15 protein-coding genes are annotated in these 17047 nt (G+C 74.8%); 10 read left to right on the forward strand and 5 right to left on the reverse strand.

Annotated elements, in window-relative coordinates:
- Positions 1 to 157: 157 nt before the first annotated feature.
- The 7 genes from ACZ7JA_RS22850 to ACZ7JA_RS22880 all read left to right on the forward strand — a co-directional run bounded on the left by ACZ7JA_RS22850 (position 158) and on the right by ACZ7JA_RS22880 (position 7902).
- Complete coding sequence (locus ACZ7JA_RS22850) at positions 158 to 640, forward strand: (2Fe-2S)-binding protein (protein WP_389301858.1); 483 nt, start codon at positions 158 to 160, stop codon at positions 638 to 640.
- Positions 637 to 3123 carry a xanthine dehydrogenase family protein molybdopterin-binding subunit gene (locus ACZ7JA_RS22855; RefSeq protein WP_470810076.1) on the forward strand — a complete coding sequence of 829 codons (2487 nt, stop codon included), beginning with the start codon at positions 637 to 639 and terminating at the stop codon, positions 3121 to 3123. Before ACZ7JA_RS22850 ends, ACZ7JA_RS22855 begins: the two co-directional genes overlap by 4 nt.
- Positions 3120 to 3974: an FAD binding domain-containing protein gene (locus ACZ7JA_RS22860; protein ID WP_351673639.1), complete on the forward strand. Its 855-nt coding sequence runs from the start codon at positions 3120 to 3122 to the stop codon at positions 3972 to 3974. Before ACZ7JA_RS22855 ends, ACZ7JA_RS22860 begins: the two co-directional genes overlap by 4 nt.
- Positions 3975 to 3989: 15 nt before the next feature.
- Positions 3990 to 4865 (forward strand): AAA family ATPase, encoded by an 876-nt coding sequence (locus ACZ7JA_RS22865; protein WP_351673637.1) that lies wholly within the window; start codon positions 3990 to 3992, stop codon positions 4863 to 4865.
- Between the two features lie 128 nt (positions 4866 to 4993).
- On the forward strand, positions 4994 to 6121 hold the full coding sequence (locus ACZ7JA_RS22870; RefSeq protein ID WP_470810079.1) for a vWA domain-containing protein: 1128 nt from the start codon (positions 4994 to 4996) through the stop codon (positions 6119 to 6121).
- The gene (locus tag ACZ7JA_RS22875; RefSeq protein WP_351673633.1) at positions 6114 to 7220 is read left to right on the forward strand and encodes an XdhC family protein; all 1107 of its coding nucleotides are present in this window, start codon (positions 6114 to 6116) and stop codon (positions 7218 to 7220) included. The genes ACZ7JA_RS22870 and ACZ7JA_RS22875 overlap by 8 nt, the downstream gene beginning before the upstream one ends.
- Positions 7221 to 7236: 16 nt before the next feature.
- Positions 7237 to 7902 carry an SRPBCC family protein gene (locus tag ACZ7JA_RS22880; protein WP_351673631.1) on the forward strand — a complete coding sequence of 222 codons (666 nt, stop codon included), beginning with the start codon at positions 7237 to 7239 and terminating at the stop codon, positions 7900 to 7902.
- 22 nt (positions 7903 to 7924) lie between these two features.
- On the opposite strand, the gene ACZ7JA_RS22885 is transcribed toward ACZ7JA_RS22880, so the two are convergent.
- From ACZ7JA_RS22885 to ACZ7JA_RS22905, 5 genes are all read right to left on the reverse strand, one after another.
- Positions 7925 to 8530 (reverse strand): GNAT family N-acetyltransferase, encoded by a 606-nt coding sequence (locus ACZ7JA_RS22885; RefSeq protein ID WP_470810082.1) that lies wholly within the window; start codon positions 8528 to 8530, stop codon positions 7925 to 7927.
- A 239-nt stretch (positions 8531 to 8769) separates the two neighbouring features.
- Entirely contained in the window at positions 8770 to 9264 is a 495-nt protein-coding gene (locus ACZ7JA_RS22890; RefSeq protein WP_351672636.1) for a metallophosphoesterase family protein, read from the reverse strand.
- 9 nt (positions 9265 to 9273) lie between these two features.
- Positions 9274 to 10284 carry an SDR family oxidoreductase gene (locus ACZ7JA_RS22895; protein WP_389301839.1) on the reverse strand — a complete coding sequence of 337 codons (1011 nt, stop codon included), beginning with the start codon at positions 10282 to 10284 and terminating at the stop codon, positions 9274 to 9276.
- Between the two features lie 34 nt (positions 10285 to 10318).
- Positions 10319 to 11428, reverse strand: coding sequence for an enolase C-terminal domain-like protein (locus ACZ7JA_RS22900; protein ID WP_450746409.1), 1110 nt, complete (start codon positions 11426 to 11428; stop codon positions 10319 to 10321).
- 10 nt (positions 11429 to 11438) lie between these two features.
- Positions 11439 to 14483: an FAD-binding and (Fe-S)-binding domain-containing protein gene (locus tag ACZ7JA_RS22905; RefSeq protein ID WP_470810086.1), complete on the reverse strand. Its 3045-nt coding sequence runs from the start codon at positions 14481 to 14483 to the stop codon at positions 11439 to 11441.
- Between the two features lie 135 nt (positions 14484 to 14618).
- On the opposite strand from ACZ7JA_RS22905, the gene ACZ7JA_RS22910 reads away from it, so the two are divergent.
- The 3 genes from ACZ7JA_RS22910 to ACZ7JA_RS22920 are packed head-to-tail and all read left to right on the forward strand — an operon-like array spanning position 14619 to position 17039.
- The gene (locus tag ACZ7JA_RS22910; RefSeq protein WP_389301834.1) at positions 14619 to 15056 is read left to right on the forward strand and encodes a MarR family winged helix-turn-helix transcriptional regulator; all 438 of its coding nucleotides are present in this window, start codon (positions 14619 to 14621) and stop codon (positions 15054 to 15056) included.
- Entirely contained in the window at positions 15053 to 16447 is a 1395-nt protein-coding gene (locus ACZ7JA_RS22915) for an MFS transporter (RefSeq protein ID WP_470810088.1), read from the forward strand. Before ACZ7JA_RS22910 ends, ACZ7JA_RS22915 begins: the two co-directional genes overlap by 4 nt.
- Positions 16448 to 16454: 7 nt before the next feature.
- Positions 16455 to 17039: a hydrolase gene (locus ACZ7JA_RS22920; protein WP_351672624.1), complete on the forward strand. Its 585-nt coding sequence runs from the start codon at positions 16455 to 16457 to the stop codon at positions 17037 to 17039.
- Positions 17040 to 17047: the final 8 nt, after the last annotated feature.

Genomic DNA, 17047 nt, shown 5'->3' on the forward strand with positions numbered 1-17047 from the left:
CGGAGGCCGTGCCCCACCTGCACATCGGTCTAACACTCAACAATCCAAGTGCCGCAGCACTCGCCGGGTCCCGTGCGCCGCCTTAGAGTGACCTACGTCACGTCAGTCTGACGGATTTACCCAGCTTTCACTCCTGCCCGCACGGTCTGGAGGGCGCATGACCCACATCAAGGTGAACGTGGACGGCACGGCCTACGAGGACGACGTGGAACCCCGTCTGCTCCTGGCCCACTATCTGCGTGACCGCCTCGGTCTCACCGGCACCACCATCGGCTGCGACACCTCCAACTGCGGGGCGTGCACGGTCGACCTGGACGGCGCGACCGTCAAGAGTTGCTCGGTGCTGGCCGTGCAGGCGGACGGCGGCGTCGTGACCACCGTGCAGGGGCTGGCGGAGGACGGCGAGTGGACGCCGCTGCAGCGCGCGTTCCACGAGCGGCACGGCCTGCAGTGCGGCTACTGCACCCCCGGCATGATCATGGCGTCGCGCGACCTGCTGCGCGAGAACCCGCGCCCCACGGCCGGCGAGGTCCGGGAGGCCCTGGAGGGCAACCTCTGCCGCTGCACCGGTTACCAGAACATCGTCCGCGCGGTCCTGGCCGCCTCCGGGCAACAGGTCACCGAGGAGGCCACGGCATGACCGACCAGGCCGTCGAACGCGAGATCGGCCGCTCCCGGCTGCGCAAGGAGGACGCCCGGCTGATCACCGGCCAGACGAACTGGACCGACAACATCCAGGTCGCCGGGCTGCTGCACATGGCCGTCCTGCGCAGCCCGATGGCCCACGCCCGGATCACCTCGGTCGACGTGTCCCCCGCCCGGGAACGCCCCGGTGTCGTGGCGGCGTTCAGCGGCGCCGACCTCGCCGAGGGGCTCGGCTCGCTGCCCTGCGCCTGGCCGGTGACCGAGGACATCGTGCTGCCCGACCACCCGCCGATCGCCGTGGACGAGGTGCGGTACGCCGGAGACCCGGTGGCGGTCGTGGTGGCCCGCGACCGGTACGCCGCGGCCGACGCGCTGGAGGCGATCGAGGTCGACTACGAGCCGCTGCCCCCGGTCCTCGACCTGGAGGCCGCGCTCGCCGAGGACTCCCCGCAGGTCCACGCCGACAAGGGCACCAACCGCTGCTACACCTGGCCGCTCGCCACCGGCGAGAGCTTCGACGCGGTGCGCGAGCGCGCCGAGGTGATCCTGAAGCGCCGCTACCACCAGCAGCGGCTGATCCCCAACGCCATGGAGCCGCGCGCGGTCGTCGTCACCCCGCTGGCCGCCTCCGGCGAGTACACGGTGTACTCCGCGACGCAGATCCCGCACATCCTGCGGGTCATGCTGGCCGTGGTCACCGGCATCCCCGAGCAGAAACTGCGGGTGGTCGCCCCGGACGTGGGCGGCGGCTTCGGCTCCAAGCTCCAGGTCTACGGCGAGGAGGCGCTCGCGCTCACCGTCGCCCGCCGGCTCGGCCGCCCGGTCAAGTGGACCGAGTCCCGCTCGGAGGGCTACCTCGCCACGCACCACGGCCGCGGCATGATCCAGGACGTCGAGGTCGCGGCCACCGCCGAGGGCAGGCTGCTGGGCCTGAAGGTCGACCTGCTCGCCGACATGGGCGCCTACCTGATGCTCGTCACCCCGGGCATCCCGATCCTCGGCGCTTTCATGTACCCGGCGATCTACAAGATGGACTCCTACGAGTTCAACTGCACCGGCGTGTTCACCACCCGCACCCCGACCGACGCCTACCGGGGCGCCGGCCGCCCCGAGGCCACGTTCGCCATCGAGCGGACCATGGACGAACTCGCCCACGAGCTCGGCCTCGACCCGGTGGAGGTACGGCGCCGCAACTGGATCCGGCACGACGAGTTCCCGTACACCACCATCGCCGGACTGACCTACGACAGCGGCGACTACGAGGCGGCCACCGACAAGGCCCTCGGCCTGTTCGGCTACGACGACCTGCGCGCCGAGCAGCGCAAGCGCGAGGAGCGCGGCGACACCGTACGCCTGGGCATCGGGGTGTCGACCTTCACCGAGATGTGCGGTCTCGCGCCGAGCCGGGTGCTGCGCGACCTGCGGTACTCGGCCGGCGGCTGGGAGGCGGCGAGCATCCGCATGCTGCCCACCGGCAAGGTCGAGGTCGTCACCGGCACCAGCCCGCACGGCCAGGGCCACGTGACCTGCTGGAGCCAGATCGCGGCCGACGTCCTCGGCGTGCCGTTCGAGGACGTCGAGGTGGTGCACGGCGACACCAGGGCCGCCCCGCAGGGCATGGACACCTACGGCTCGCGCTCGCTGTCCGTCGGCGGCGAGGCCGTGCACCGTGCCGCGGTCAAGGTCGTGGAGAAGGCCCGCAAGGTCGCGGCCCACCTGCTGGAGGCGAGCGAGCAGGACCTGGACTTCAGGGACGGCGCGTTCTCCGTGAAGGGGTCCCCGGAAGCCCGCAAGACCATCCAGGAGATCGCCTTCGAGGCCTTCACCTCGCACGACCTGCCCGACGGCGTGGAGCCGTCCATCAACGCGGAGACCGTGCTCGACCCGGAGAACTTCTCCTACCCGCACGGCACCCACCTGTGCGCGGTCGAGGTGGACACGGAGACCGGCAAGACCCGGATCCGCAGCTACGTCTGCGTCGACGACGTCGGCCGGGTGGTCAACCCGATGATCGTGGAGGGGCAGGTGCACGGCGGGCTCGCCCAGGGCATCGCCCAGGCGCTGTTCGAGGAGGCCGTGTACGACGACGACGGCAACCTGGTCTCCGGCACCATGGCCGACTACCTGGTGCCCTCGGCGGCGGACCTGCCGCACTTCGTGACCGACCGGACGGAGACGCCGGCGGCCTCCAACTCCATGGGGGTCAAGGGAGTCGGCGAGGCGGGCACGATCGCCTCGACCCCGGCCGTGGTGAACGCCGTGATCGACGCGCTGCGGCCGCTGGGCGTGCGGGAGGTCCGGATGCCGTGTTCGCCGCACCGGGTGTGGCAGGCGATCCGGGCCGCGCGGTCCGGTGCCGCGAACGTGGCCGAGCAGGCCGGCGGGACGGGCCCCGCGCAGTCGGGCCAGTCCGGGCAGGCGGCCCAGGCGGGCGACGTCGGGCAGTACGGCCCGTCCGGAGAGGAGGGTTCGGCATGATTCCCCCCGCGTTCGAGTACACCCGTCCGACGAGCGTCGACGAGGCGGTGCGCGCGCTCGCCGACGCCGGCGAGGACGCGAAGGTGCTGGCCGGCGGGCAGAGCCTGCTGCCGCTGCTGCGGCTGCGGCTGGCCTTCCCGGAGCTGGTGGTGGACGTCGGCCGGATCCCGGAGCTGCGCGGCGTCCGGGAGGACGGCGGCACACTGGCCATCGGGGCGATGACCACGCACCACGAGGTGGTCCACGACCCGCTGGTGCGCCGGCACGCCGGTCTGCTCGCCGAGGCCACGGCCACCGTGGCCGATCCCGCCGTACGGCACCGTGGCACCCTCGGCGGCTCGCTCGCGCACGCGGACCCGGCCGGCGACCTGCCCGCCGTGGCCCTGGCCCTGGACGCGGAGCTGGTCGTCGTCGGCCCGGGCGGTCGGCGTACGATCCCGGCCCGGGAGTTCTTCGTCGACTACCTCCAGTCGGCGCTCGCGCCGGACGAACTCCTCGTGGAGGTGCGGATCCCGAAGACGGACGGCTGGAGCTTCCACTACGAGAAGTTCCACCCGGTCGCCCAGTCCTGGGCCATCGTCGGGGTCGCGGCGCTCGTACGCCGCGACGACGGGCACATCGCCGAGGCGCGCGTCGGTCTGACCAACATGGGCGCCACCCCGCTGCGGGCCGCGGCGGCCGAGGAGGCGCTCGCCGGCGCCGACGGGCCCGAGGCCGTGGCCCGGGCCGCCGAGGCGGCGGCCGAGGGCACCGAACCGTCGCAGGACCTGGCCGCCACGCCCGAGTACCGGCAGCACCTGGCGCGGGTGCTGACCAGGCGGGCGGTGCTGACCGCCACCGGAATGGGGTGAGCGCCGATCACCCGGATGGACGACCCGGAGCAGGTGCGGGCCCGGCTGGAGGAGACGGGGTACCTCGTCGACGAGGGGCTGGCCGTCACCTGCTTCCTGGCGCTGCGACTGCACCGGCCGCTGTTCTGCGAGGGCGACGCGGGCGTGGGCAAGACCGCGCTCGCCTCCGCCCTCGCCGAGGCGCTGGGCGCGCCGCTGATCCGGCTGCAGTGCCACGAGGGGATCGACGCCGCGCAGGCCCTGTACGACTGGGACTTCCCGCGCCAGTTGCTGCACCTGCGGGCCGCGGAGGCGGCCGGGGTGCGGGACGCGGACCGGCTGGAGAGCGAGCTGTACGACCGGCGCTTCCTGATCGCCCGGCCGCTGCTGCGGGCGCTGCAGACCCATCCCTCGGTGCTCCTCGTCGACGAGATCGACCGGGCCGACGACGAGTTCGAGGCGTTCCTGCTGGAGCTGCTGTCGGAGTACTCCGTGACCATCCCCGAACTGGGCACGCTGCGGGCCGAGGAGCCGCCGGTGGTGGTGCTGACCTCCAACCGGACGCGGGAGGTGCACGACGCGCTCAAGCGGCGGTGCCTGTACCACTGGTTCGACCACCCCTCCTTCGCCCGCGAGCTGGCCATCGTGCGCCGCCGGCTGCCGGGGGTCTCGGCGCGGCTGGCCGAGCAGGTCACCGCGCTCGTCCAGACGTTGCGCGGCGCGGACCTGCTCAAGCCGCCGGGGGTGGCCGAGACGATCGACTGGGCCGAGGCGCTGGACGCGCTCGGGGCGACGGAGGTGGACGCGGAACTGGCCGTGGCGACTCTGGGCTCGGCCCTGAAGTACCGCGAGGACGCGGACCGCGCGCGGGGCCTGGACCTGACCGCGGTCCTGGCGGCCCGGGGGACGTGACCGCGATGCACACGCCGGACAGCCCTCCGCACCGCCCACCGGGTCCCCGCCCGACGAGCGGCGCGCCACCCCGGGCGGGTGGCGACGGGCCGAACGGCGCGGGCGACGGGCCGCTCGGGGCCGATGCCGTGCTGCTCGGGTTCGTGCGGGCCCTGCGGGCCGCCGGGCTCGAGGCCAGTAGCGAGCGGGTGCACGCGTTCCTGCGTGCCGTGGCCGTGCTGCGGCCGGGGGCACGGGCCGACGTGTACTGGGCGGGACGGGCGACGCTGTGCGGCGGACACGACGATCTGGCGCGGTACGAGCGGGTGTTCACGGCGTACTTCGGATCGCCCGGCGAGCCCCCCGCGCGCGCGGTGCGGTCCGCTCCCCCGCCCCGGCTGCGCCTGGTGGCCCGGCAGGCGTCCGCCGTGCCCCGCGCACCCGGCGAGGACGAGCCGCACGGGCCGCCGGCGGTCACGCTCGCCAGCTCCGCCGAGGTGCTGCGGCACCGCGACGTCGCGGACCTGGACCCCGCCGAGCGGGCTCAACTGCGCCGTCTGCTGGCCGCGTTCGCGCTGCGGGGGCAGAGCAGGCGCTCGGCCCGGCGGCGGCCCGCACGGCGCGGGCGGGTCGACCCGCGCCGCACCGTGCGGGAGCTGCTGCGGCGCGGCGGGGAACCGGCCCGGCTGCGGCGGCACGCGCGGGTGGAGCAGCCCCGGCGGGTCGTGCTGCTCGTCGACGTGAGCGGCTCGATGGCGCCGTACGCCGACGCGCTGCTGCGGTTCGCGCACGCGGCGGTGCGCGGGGGCCGCACCGAGGTCTTCACGATCGGCACCCGGCTGACCCGGGCGACCCGGGAACTGTCGCACCGCGACCCGGACCTCGCGATGGCGGCGCTCGCGGCGGCCGTGCCGGACTGGCGCGGTGGCACCCGGCTGGGTGAGCTGCTGCGGGAGTTCCTGAACCGCTGGGGGCAGCGGGGCATGGCGCGCGGCGCCGTGGTGGTGCTGCTCTCGGACGGGTGGGAGCGGGGCGATCCGGAGCTGCTCGGGGCGCAGATGCGCCGGCTGCACGCCCTCGCCCACCAGGTGATCTGGGCCAACCCGCGCAAGGCCCGGCCCGGTTACGCGCCGCTGGCCGCCGGGATGGCGGCCGCGCTGCCGAGCGTGGACGCGTTCGTCGAGGGGCACAGTCTCGCGGCGCTGGAACGACTGGCGGCGGTGGTGCGCGGGGCCGCGGACGGCCGGGTGCCGATGAAGGGAGCGGAAGGTGCGTGAGATCCTCCCGGCGCTGGAGCGCTGGTACCGGGCGGGGGTGCCGTTCGGGCTGGCCACGGTCGTCGCGGTCAGCCGCAGCGCGCCGCGCGGCCCGGGCGCCTCGATGGCCGTGGGCCCGGACGACGAGGTCGTGGGCAGTGTGTCCGGGGGCTGTGTGGAGGGGGCGGTGTTCGAACTCGCCCAGGAGGTGGTGGCGAGCGGCGAGTCGCGGCTGGTGACCTTCGGGTACAGCGACGAGGACGCGTTCGCCGTCGGGCTGACCTGCGGCGGCGAGATCACCCTGCTGGTGCGGCCGGTGACGCCCGGTTCGGACCCGGGGTTCGGCCGGGTCGCGGCGTCCGTGGCCGCGGGCGAGCCGGTGACCGTGGCCACGGTGGTCGACGGGCCCGCACCGCGCGGGGCCGCCCGGGCGGTCTGGCCGGACGGCGTCGAGGGCACCCTGGGCGCGGCCGGTCTCGATGTGGCGGTCACCGCCGACGCGCGCGGTGAACTCGCCCTCGGCGCCTCGGGGCTGAGGCACTACGGGCCGCACGGGGAGCGTCGCGAGGACGCCGTCACGGTGTTCCTGCAGTCGTTCGCGCCGCCGCCGCGGATGCTGGTCTTCGGGGCGATCGACTACGCGGCCGCCGTGGCCCGTATCGGCGCCTTCCTCGGCTACCGGGTCACCGTCTGCGACGCCCGGCCGGTCTTCGCCACGCCGAAGCGCTTCCCGGAGGGCGTGGAGGTCGTCGTCGACTGGCCGCACCGCTATCTCGCCGCCACCGGCACCGACGGGCGCACGGTGATCTGCGTCCTCACCCACGACCCGAAGTTCGACGTGCCGCTGCTGGAGGAGGCGTTGCGCCGGCCGGCCGCGTACATCGGGGCGATGGGCAGTCGCCGTACCCACGACGAGCGGCGCGAAAGGCTGGCCGAGTCCGGTGTCACCGAGGCCGAACTGGCCCGGCTGCGCTCGCCGCTCGGGCTGGATCTCGGGGCCCGGACGCCGGAGGAGGTGGCGGTGTCCGTCGCCGCCGAGATCGTCGCCCTGCGCTGGGGCGGCAGCGGCGCGCCGCTGACCACGACCGCCGGGGCCATCCATCCGGCCGCCGCCCCCTGAGTGCGAGGAGCAACTGATGGAACTGCACCACGAGTTCACCGTCCCCGTCCCCGTCGACGAGGCCTGGCGGGCACTGCTCGACATCGAGAGCGTCGCGCCGTGCCTGCCGGGCGCGACGGTGGAGGAGTACGACGGCAAGACCGTGACCGGTTCGGTGAAGGTGAAGGTGGGGCCGGTCACCGTGACCTACCGGGGCACCGCGGTCTTCGAGGAGCAGGACGCGGTCGCCCACCGGATGGTGCTCGCGGCGAGCGGCCGGGAGACCCGGGGGCAGGGCACGGCCAGGGCGACGGTCACCGCCGTGCTGAGCGAGCGCGACGGCGGCACGGCCGTGGCCGTGGACACCGATCTCAAGGTGACCGGTCGTCCGGCGCAGTTCGGGCGCGGCGTACTGGGCGAGGTGGGCGACCGTCTGGTGGGGCAGTTCGCCGCGTGCCTGGCCGACCGGCTGCGCGGCCCGGAGCCCGGGCCCGCCGCGCAGGAGGCGGCGCCGGCCGCCGGACGGCAGGAGCCGGAGCCCCTGGACCTGCTGCGCACGGCGGGTCTCCCGGTGGCCAAGCGCGGCCTCGCGGCCGCTGCGGCGTTGGCCCTGCTGGTGCTGGCCGCCGCCGGACTCCGGCGCCGCGGCCGCTCGCGGCGCGGCCGCGGGACCCGGCGGCCGCACGGCGGACGCCGTAGGTGACCTGCCGCTGAGGGGGCGAGGGTCAGCCGGCCACCAGCGTGTGGAGGTGGACGTCGTGCCGGCCGTCCGCGTGGGCGAGGGCGTCGCGCAGGCTTCCCTCGTAGGTGTAGCCGGCCTTCTCGGCCACCCGGCAGGACGCCGGGTTCGCGGTCGAGTGCCGCAGGGTCAGCCGGCGCAGTCCCAGCTCGTCCAGGGCCCACCGGCCCAGGCGCCGGGCGGCCAGGACGGCGATGCCGCCGCCCCGCGCCGCGGGCAGCACCCAGTAGGCGACCTCGGCGGAGCCGTCCGCGGGGTCGACGTCGTTGAGCGCGGCGAGCCCGATCGCCGCGCCCCCGCGGGGCGCGACGGCCCAGACCGCGCCGGTCCCGGCGGTGCGGCGCTGGTGCATGCGCGCTATGCGGTCGCGGGCCTCCGCGCGGCTGCCGACGGTGAAGAGGTTCCAGTGGCTGATGTCCGGGTCCTGGCCGGCCGCGAGCAGGGCGCCCGCGTCGGCGTCGTCGAGGCGCCAGGGCCGCAGCTCCAGTTCGCCGCTCAGCGGCAGTACGGGCTGCTCGCCGGCCGCGATCCGGCCGGCGGCCGGGACGGCGGGCGCGGTGGCGGGTACCGGTGCGGCGGGACGGGAGGTCATCGCCGCATCCTGCCACGGCGGGCCGGGACGAGAGGCCCTAGGTCGTGTCCGCGAAGTCGCGACGTTCGCCCGCAGGGCGGGCGTCGCGGCGTCCGGTGCGTGCTCTGGGGGTCCCCCCGGCCGAAGGCTGGGGGAGTGCCGGCCGGATGCCCTCGTACTGGGTGTACTCGGGCTTTCGGCCGGTGCGGCGAGAGTGCGTGCCGGGCGTCGCGACGCAGACGCGACTTCGCGGACACGGCCTAGGTGATGCGGTGCAGGGTCACGTCGGTGAGGGCGCCGTCGGCGACGGCCGCGGTCAGGTAGGTGTGGTGCGGCTGGCGGCGTCGGTCGGTCGGGGAGCCGGGGTTGAGCAGCCGCAGTCCGCCGGGGGCGACGGTGTCCCAGGGGATGTGGCTGTGGCCGAAGACCAGCACGTCCAGCTCCGGGAAGCGGGCGGCGCACCGGGCCTCGCGGCCCCGCGCGGGACCGGTCTCGTGGACCACGCCGAAGCGCAGGCCGCCCAGTTCGGCGTACGCCACCTCGGGGAGCCGGGCCCGCAGTTCGGGGCCGTCGTTGTTGCCGTACACCGCGACCAGCCGGCGGCTGCGGTCCTCCAGCAGGTCGAGGGTGGCCGTGTCGACCCAGTCCCCGGCGTGGAAAACCACGTCGGCGCGCGGGAGTTCGGCGAGCAGCGGGTCCGGGAGCCGCTTCGCGCGCCTGGGCAGGTGGGTGTCGGACATCAGGAGCAGTCGCACACGGCCACTCTAGGGATGCGGGGAGGTGAGGTGGCGGATGCCGCGTACGGCGCCCAGTACGGCGGCGCTCGCGCCGAGGGCGGCGGCGGCCGGGTGCCGGGCCAGAGTCTCCTGCCAGGAACGCCCGTGCGCCATGTCGTCGAAGGCCCCGTGGGCTCCCTGGTCGTCCTCGGGCGCCCGGTCGGCGGGCTCGAAGAGGTTGTCCAGGCCGGTCGGCGGGACGCTGTCGGTCTCCTGGGAGCCGAAGCCGGTGCGGGCGAGGTACCGGTCGAGCAGGGCCGGGGCGAGGCGGTTGGCCCAGAGGGTGGCCACGGTGGACGCGCCGACGTAGTACTGCTTGCGGCGCGGGTGGTCGGCCGCGTACGCCACACCCCGGGCGGCGACCTCCGGCTGGTAGATCGGCGGCACCGGCATGGGGTGCTTGTCGAGCCGGGAACGCACCCAGTCGAACTGGGGCGTGTTGACACCGGGCATCTGCGCGACGGTGATGTGCACGTTGCTGCCGCGGTGCAGCAGTTCGAGGCGGACGGAGGACGTGAAGCCGTTGACGGCGTGCTTGGCGCCGCAGTACGCCGACTGCAGCGGGATGGACCGTTCCCCGAGCGCCGAGCCGACCTGCACGATCGTGCCCCGGTCGCGCGGCAGCATCCGCTTCAGCGCGGTGCGGGTGCCGTTGACGAAGCCCAGGTAGGTCGTCTCGGTGGTGCGCACGAACTCCTCGGGCTCGATCTCGTCGAACGGCGCGAACACGGACGCGAAGGCGCAGTTGATCCACACGTCGATCGGCCCGAACTCCTTCTCGGCGGCGTCCGCGACGGCCTCGACCTGGGCCGGGTCGGCCACGTCGGCGGGCCGCACCAGGGGCCGTCCGCCGAGGACCGCGACCTCGTCGGCCGCGTTGCTCAGGCCGCCCTCGCCCCGCGCCACCAGGACGACGTTCGCGCCTCGCCGGCCGTACAGGCGGGCGGTGGCGCGGCCGATCCCGGCGCTGGCACCGGTGATGACGACGGTGGGGGGCATGGTGTCTCCTCTCGTACGGCGGGCTGGCGGTGTGTCAGGCCACCCGGTAGGGCCGGGCGCGCTCCTCCGCCAGGGTCAGCCCGAGACCCGGCGCGCCGTCGGCGCCCGGGGTGACGGAGCCGCCCCCGGGGTCGAGGACGCCGTCGAAGAGGAGCCGTTCGACGCGGACGTGGTCGTGGAACCACTCCAGGTGGCGCAGGTTGGGCACGGAGGCGGCGGCGTGGGCGTGCGCGTGCGGCGCGCAGTGCCCGGAGACGGCGGTCCCGCGGGCGTGGGCGAGGGCGGCGGCGCGCAGCCACACGGTGACGCCGCCGCACCGGGTGATGTCCGCCTGGAGGCAGTCGACGGCGCCGGCGGCCAGCATGTGCTCGAAGTACGGCAGCGTGTAGCCGTACTCGCCGGCGGTGACGTCCATGGGGACCCGGCCGCGGACGTCGGCCAGCAGGGTGAGGTGGTCGGAGGAGACCGGCTCCTCGAACCAGGTCACGCCCGCGTCGGCGAGCGCGCTCGCGACCCGGACCGCCTGTCCGCCGGAGTAGGCGCCGTTGGCGTCCACGAACAGCTCGGCGGTCTCGCCCACGCTCGCCCGCGCGCGGCCGACGCGTTCCAGGTCGCGGGCCTCGCGGGAGCCCCAGGACTCGCCGATCTTGATCTTGACCCGGGGGATGCCCTGGTCCTCGGCCCAGCCGCGGAGCTGCCGGTCCTGGCGGTCGGCGTCGTAGGTGGTGAAGCCCCCGCTGCCGTAGACGGGCACGTCGTCGCGGGCGGCGCCGAGCAGGTCGACGAGGGGCAGGCCCAGCAGGCGGGCCTTGAGGTCCCACAGGGCGATGTCGACGGCGCTGACCGCCTGGGCGGCCACTCCCGGCAGCCCCGCGTTGCGGGCCGCCCGGCACATCGCCTCGTTGGCGCGCGGCACGTCGTGGACGGGTGTGCCGGTGACGGCGCCGGCGAGCAGGCCGTCGACGACGTGCGCGGCGGCCGCGGGGGCGTAGGTGTAGCCGAGGCCGTTCGTGCCGCCGGCGCGGACGGTGACCAGGACGAGGGTGGTGCTGTCCCAGGCGAGGGTGCCGTCGGCCTCGGGGGCGTCGGTGGGCACGGTGTAGACGGCCGTGTCCACGGACTCGACGACGGGCCGGTCGCTCATGGCCGCCTCCTCAGTCCCGGCGCCGCAGCCGCAGCGCGGCGCCGGTGCCGGCCGCGGCGGCGAGGGCGGCGGCGGAGGCGGTCGTCGCCCAGCGCGCGGTGCGGGAGGGCCCGGACGGGCGCTGAGCCAGGCGTTCCGGGGCGTCGCTGGGCAGGTTGCCGTCGAGGGCGAGGGCCAGGGCCTCGGCGAGGTGCAGGGCGCGCCGGCCGGTGCCGCCGTCCTCGATCTGGGTGCGGCAGCTGAAGCCGTCGGCGAGGACGAGGCTGCCGGGGGCGGCGGCGCGGACGGCGGGCAGGACGCCCTGTTCGGCGACGGCCATGGACACCTCGCGGTGACCGCGCTCGAAGCCGAAGTTGCCGGCCAGTCCGCAGCAGCCCTCGTCGAGGACGTCGGCGTCGAGGTGGGCGCGGCGCATGAGTTCGCGGTCGGCGTCGAACTTCATGACGGCGTGCTGGTGGCAGTGGGTCTGCACGGTCGCGTGCCGGGCGAGCGGCGGTGGCCGCCAGTCGTCGGGCGCGTGGTGGACCAGTTGCTCGGCGAAGGTGCGGAACTGTCCGGCGAGCCGTCGCACGTCCTGGTCGGCGGGCAGCAGTTCGGGGGCGTCGGCGCGGAACACGGCGGTGCAGGAGGGCTCGAGGCCGATGACGGGCGTGCCCGCCTCCAGGTAGGGCCGCAGCACACCGAGGGTGCGGCGCAACACCTTCTGGGCGACCGGCAGTTGTCCGGTGGAGATCCAGGTCAGGCCGCAGCACACGGGCTCGGTGGGTACGGCGACCCGGAAGCCGGCGTCCTCCAGCACCCGCACGGCCGAGATCGCGATGGAGGGGTGGAAGTAGCTGCTGAAGGTGTCCGGCCACAGCACCACGGTGCGCGGGTCGGCGGGGTCGGGTTCCTCGCCGCCGCGGGCCCGCCACCACTGCACGAAGGACCGGCGGGCGAACACCGGCGCCGGGCGGTCCCCGTCGACGCCGGCCAGCCGCTTGCCCGCGCGGGCCAGGCCGGGCGCGTGCAGCACGGTGTTGACCAGGCCGGGGGAAAGGCGGGAGAGGCGTGCCCACAGGGGCAGCCAGCCCAGCGCGTAGTGCGCGGCGGGGCGCGGCCTGCCCTCGTAGTGGTGGGACAGGAACTCGGCCTTGAGTGTCGCCATGTCGACACCGGTCGGGCAGTCGGACTTGCAGCCCTTGCAGGCCAGGCAGAGGTCCAGCGCGTCGCGCACCTCGGTGGAGCGCCAGCCGTCCTTGACCGCCGAGTCGGCGTGGCCGTCGAGCATCTCGAAGAGCAGCCGGGCGCGGCCGCGGGTGGAGTGCTCCTCCTCCCGGGTGGCGCGGTAGGACGGGCACATCACGCCGCCGGAGTGGCTGCGGCAGTTGCCGATGCCGACGCAGCGCATCACGGCGCGGTTGAAGGAGTGGTCGTCCGCCGGGAACCGGAAGTGGGTGGAGGGGGTGTCGGGGCGCCATGACGGGCCGAGGCGCAGCTGTCCGTCGACCGGGTGCGGGTGCACGATCTTGCCCGGGTTCATCCGGTCGTCCGGGTCGAACAGGGCCTTCATCTCGCCGAACGCGGTCACCAGGCGCTCGCCGAACATCCGGGTGAGCAGTTCGCCCCGGGACTGCCCGTCGCCGTGCTCGCCGGACAGCGAACCGCCGTAGGAGGCGACGAGGTCGGCGGCGCGCTCGACGAAGCGGCGGAAGTCGGCGACGCCCTCGGCGGTCTTCAGCCCGAAGGGGATGCGGGTGTGCACGCAACCCTGCCCGAAGTGCCCGTACAGGGACGGGTGGTCGTAGTCGAACTCCTCGAACAGGGCCTTCAGGTCGCGCAGGTAGTCGCCGAGCCGCTCGGGCGGGACCGCGGAGTCCTCCCAGCCCTCCCAGGTCTCGCGGTCGTCCGGGGGCCGGGCGGTGACGCCCAGCCCGGCCTCGCGGGCCTTGAGCATCCGCTGCTCGCGCTCGGGGTCGTCGGAGAACGCGACGTCCGGGTCCTTCTCGCCGCGGCCGACGGCGCGCAGCAGGGCGTGGGCCTGTTCGTCGACGGCCTCCTGGCTGTCGCCGCTGTACTGGACCATGAGCCAGCTGTCGCCCCGCGGGAGGATGTTCAGGGACTCCAGGTAGGCGCCCTCCTCGCGCATCAGCTGCGCCATGCGCCCGTCCAGTGCCTCCAGCTGGCTCGGCGAGCAGTGCTCCAGCAGATGGGACACGTCGTCGGCGGCGGCGCAGATGTCGTCGTAGCCGAGGACCAGCAGGGACTGGTACGCCGGCACCGGCACGAGGTCCAGTTCGGCGCGCAGGACCGTCACCAGCGTGCCCTCGCTGCCGACGAGCGCTCGGGCCACGTCGAAGCCGTTCTCCGGGAGCAGGGAGTCGAGGTTGTAGCCGGAGACCCGGCGCGGGATCTTGGGGTAGCCGCGGCGGATGTCTGCGAGGTACTCGGTGGCGATGCGGTCCAGGCCGGCGTAGATCTCGGCGAGCCGGCCGCCCCCCTCCGCTATCCGGGCGCGCTCGTCCGGCGGTGTCGGGCCCACCCAGGCCCGCTGTCCGTCGTAGGTGAGGATCTCCAGGCGGCGTACGTTGTCGACGGTCTTGCCGTAGGCCTGGGCCGAGGCGCCGCACGAGTTGTTGCCGATCATGCCGCCCAGCGCGCAGTGGCTGTGGGTGGACGGCTTGGGCCCGAACTGCAGCTTGCGGGGGGACAGACGGCGGTTGAGCTCGTCCAGGACGATGCCGGGCTCGACCACGCAGGTGCGGGCATCGGGGTCCACGGACAGCAGCCCGTCGCAGTACTTGGTCCAGTCGATCACCACGGCCGTGTTGGTCGTCTGCCCGGCGAGGCTGGTGCCGCCGCCCCGGGAGAGGACCGGGACGCCGAAGCGCGCACAGACGGACACCGCGCGGGCGCCCGCCTCCACCGTGCGGGGCACCACGACGCCGATCGGGACCTGCCGGTAGTTCGAACCGTCGGTGACGTAGGCCCCGCGGCTGCCCGCGTCGAAGCGGACCTCGCCGTCCACCTCGTCGGCGAGTGAGGCCCGCAGGCCGGAGATGTCCCACCCGGTCATCCGCACTCCCTGAACTCACCTGGGCGCTGTACTGCGCTGTCCCTGTGCGGGGACGGCCGAGTACCCGACTGTTCGACAGGCAAAACTGAACAGTTGTGACTGGACAGTTTGCGCTGGCGGTCCTAGGGTGACGGCATGGCCGTCATCTCCGAATCCGCCGTACGCACCGCGCGTGACCTGCGCGTGGTGTTCAGCCGGCTGCGGCGCCGCATCCGCGAGGTCGCGCAGGACGCCGACCTCACCCCGTCGCAGGAGTCGGCGCTCTCCCTCGTCGGCAAGCACGGCGCGGCCACGGCCAGCGCGCTGGCCGGCGCGGAAGGCGTACGGCCGCAGTCGATGGCGACCACGCTGGCCGCCCTGGAGCGGCACGGCCTGATCCGGCGCGCCCCCGACCCGGACGACGGCCGCCGCCAGTTGGTCACCCTCACCGACGCCGGCCGGGCCCGGGTCGAGGGCAACAAGCAGCTCCGCGAGGAGTGGCTGGCCCGCGCCTTCGAGGACCGCTACACCGAGGAGGAGCGGCAGACCGTCCTGACCGCGCTGGAGCTGCTGGAACGGCTCTCGCGGCCGTGATACCGAGGCTCACCCCGCGCACCGGCCGGACCGCCGGCCCCTCCCCCGCCGGATTCGACCGCCGGCTCATCGCGCCGATGGTCCTCGGCTCGGTGCTGAACCCGGTCAACTCCTCGATGATCGCCGTGGCGCTGGTGCCGATCGGCGTCGCGTTCGGCGCGCCACCCGCCGAGACGGTGTGGCTGGTCTCGGCGCTCTACCTGGCCACGGCCGTCGGCCAGCCCGTCATCGGGCGGCTGGTGGACACGTACGGGCCGCGCCGGCTCTATCTGACCGGCACCGCGATGGTCGGCGTCGCCGGTCTGCTGGGCGCGCTGGCGCCGTCGCTCGGCGCGCTGATCGCGGCCCGGGTGCTGCTCGGGTTCGGTACGTCGGCCGCGTATCCGGCCGCCATGCGGCTCACCCGCGCCGAGGCCGAGCGCACCGGGCAGGACAGTCCGGCGGGCGTGCTGGCCGCACTGGCCGTCGCCGCCCAGACGGTGGCGGTGGTGGGGCCCGCGCTCGGCGGGCTGCTGATCGGGCTGGGCGGCTGGCGTGCCGTGTTCACCGTCAACGTGCCGCTGTCCGCGGCCTGTCTGGTCCTCGGCGCGCTGCGGCTGCCGCGCGCCCCGGCGGCACCCGGGCACCGGAGCGTCGACCTGCCCGGCATGGCGCTGTTCGCGGCCATGCTGGTCGCGCTGATGCTGTTCCTGACGGACCCGCGCCCGGACCGCTGGTGCCTGCCGCTCGCGGCCGCCGCCGCTGCCGCCGCGTTCGCGCTGCGCGAGCTGCGCACCCCGGACCCGTTCATCGACCTCAGGGTCCTCGGCGGCAACGGCCCGCTGCTCGCCACGTATCTGCGCCAGCTCCTCGCCTACACCACCTCCTACGCCTTCATGTACGGCTACACCCAGTGGCTGGAGCAGGGCCGCGGGCTGGGCGCGGCCACGGCCGGCCTGGTGCTGCTGCCGCTGTCGGCCACGGCGCTCACCGTCTCCGCCCTCACCGGGCGGCGCGAGGCGGTGCGCGCCAAGCTGCTCACCGGGGCCGCGCTGCAGATCGCCGGCTCCGCCGCCCTGCTCCTGGTCGGCGCGGACAGCCCGGCGTGGCTGCTGCTCGGGGTCGGCGCCCTCCTCGGCGTCCCGCAGGGCCTCGTCGGCCTCGCCGCGCAGAACGCCCTGTACCGGCAGGCCGATCCCGAACGGATCGCGTCGGCCGCCGGACTGCTGCGGACCTTCATGTACCTCGGTGCGCTGGGCGCGTCCGCCGCCACCGCGGCGTTCTACCCGCACCGCGCCGACACCGCCGGGCTGCACGGCCTGGCCCTGTTCATGCTCGCCGGCTCGGCCCTGCTGCTGGCGACGACCCTCCCCGACCGTTCCCTCGGCCGGCTCACCCCTCGAAAGGCCTGATCGACGCATGTCCGTCACCACGCTCGACCCCCGCACCGCCTTCGTCGCGATCGACCTGCAGAACGGCATCGTGGCCATGCCCACCCAGCCGCACTCCGCCGCCGACGTCGTCTCCCGCACCGCCGAACTCGCCGCCGCCTTCCGTGACCGCGGCCTCCCCGTGGTCCTGGTGCGGGTGTCCTTCTCGCCCGACGGGGCGGACGCCGTCCCCGGCCGGACCGAGCGGCAGGCCCGCGGCCTCGCCTTCCCGGACGGCTGGGACGTCGTCGTCGACGAACTGTCCGGCCACCCCGGCGACATCCACGTCACCAAGCACAACTGGAGCGCCTTCCACGGCACCGACCTCGACACGCAGCTCCGCCGCCGCGGCATCACGCAGATCGTGCTGGCCGGCATCGCCACCAGCATCGGCGTCGAGTCCACCGCGCGCGACGCCTACGCCCACGGCTACCACGTCACCCTCGCCACGGACGCCATGACCGACAGCGACCCCGCGGCGCACACGGGCAGCGTCGAGCGGATCTTCCCGCGGCTCGGCGAGAGCGGCACGACGGCCGAGATCCTGGAGCTGCTGGCCAAGACCCACGCCTGATCACCCGA

It is taken from the genome of Streptomyces sp. NPDC038135 (genome assembly GCF_055601245.1).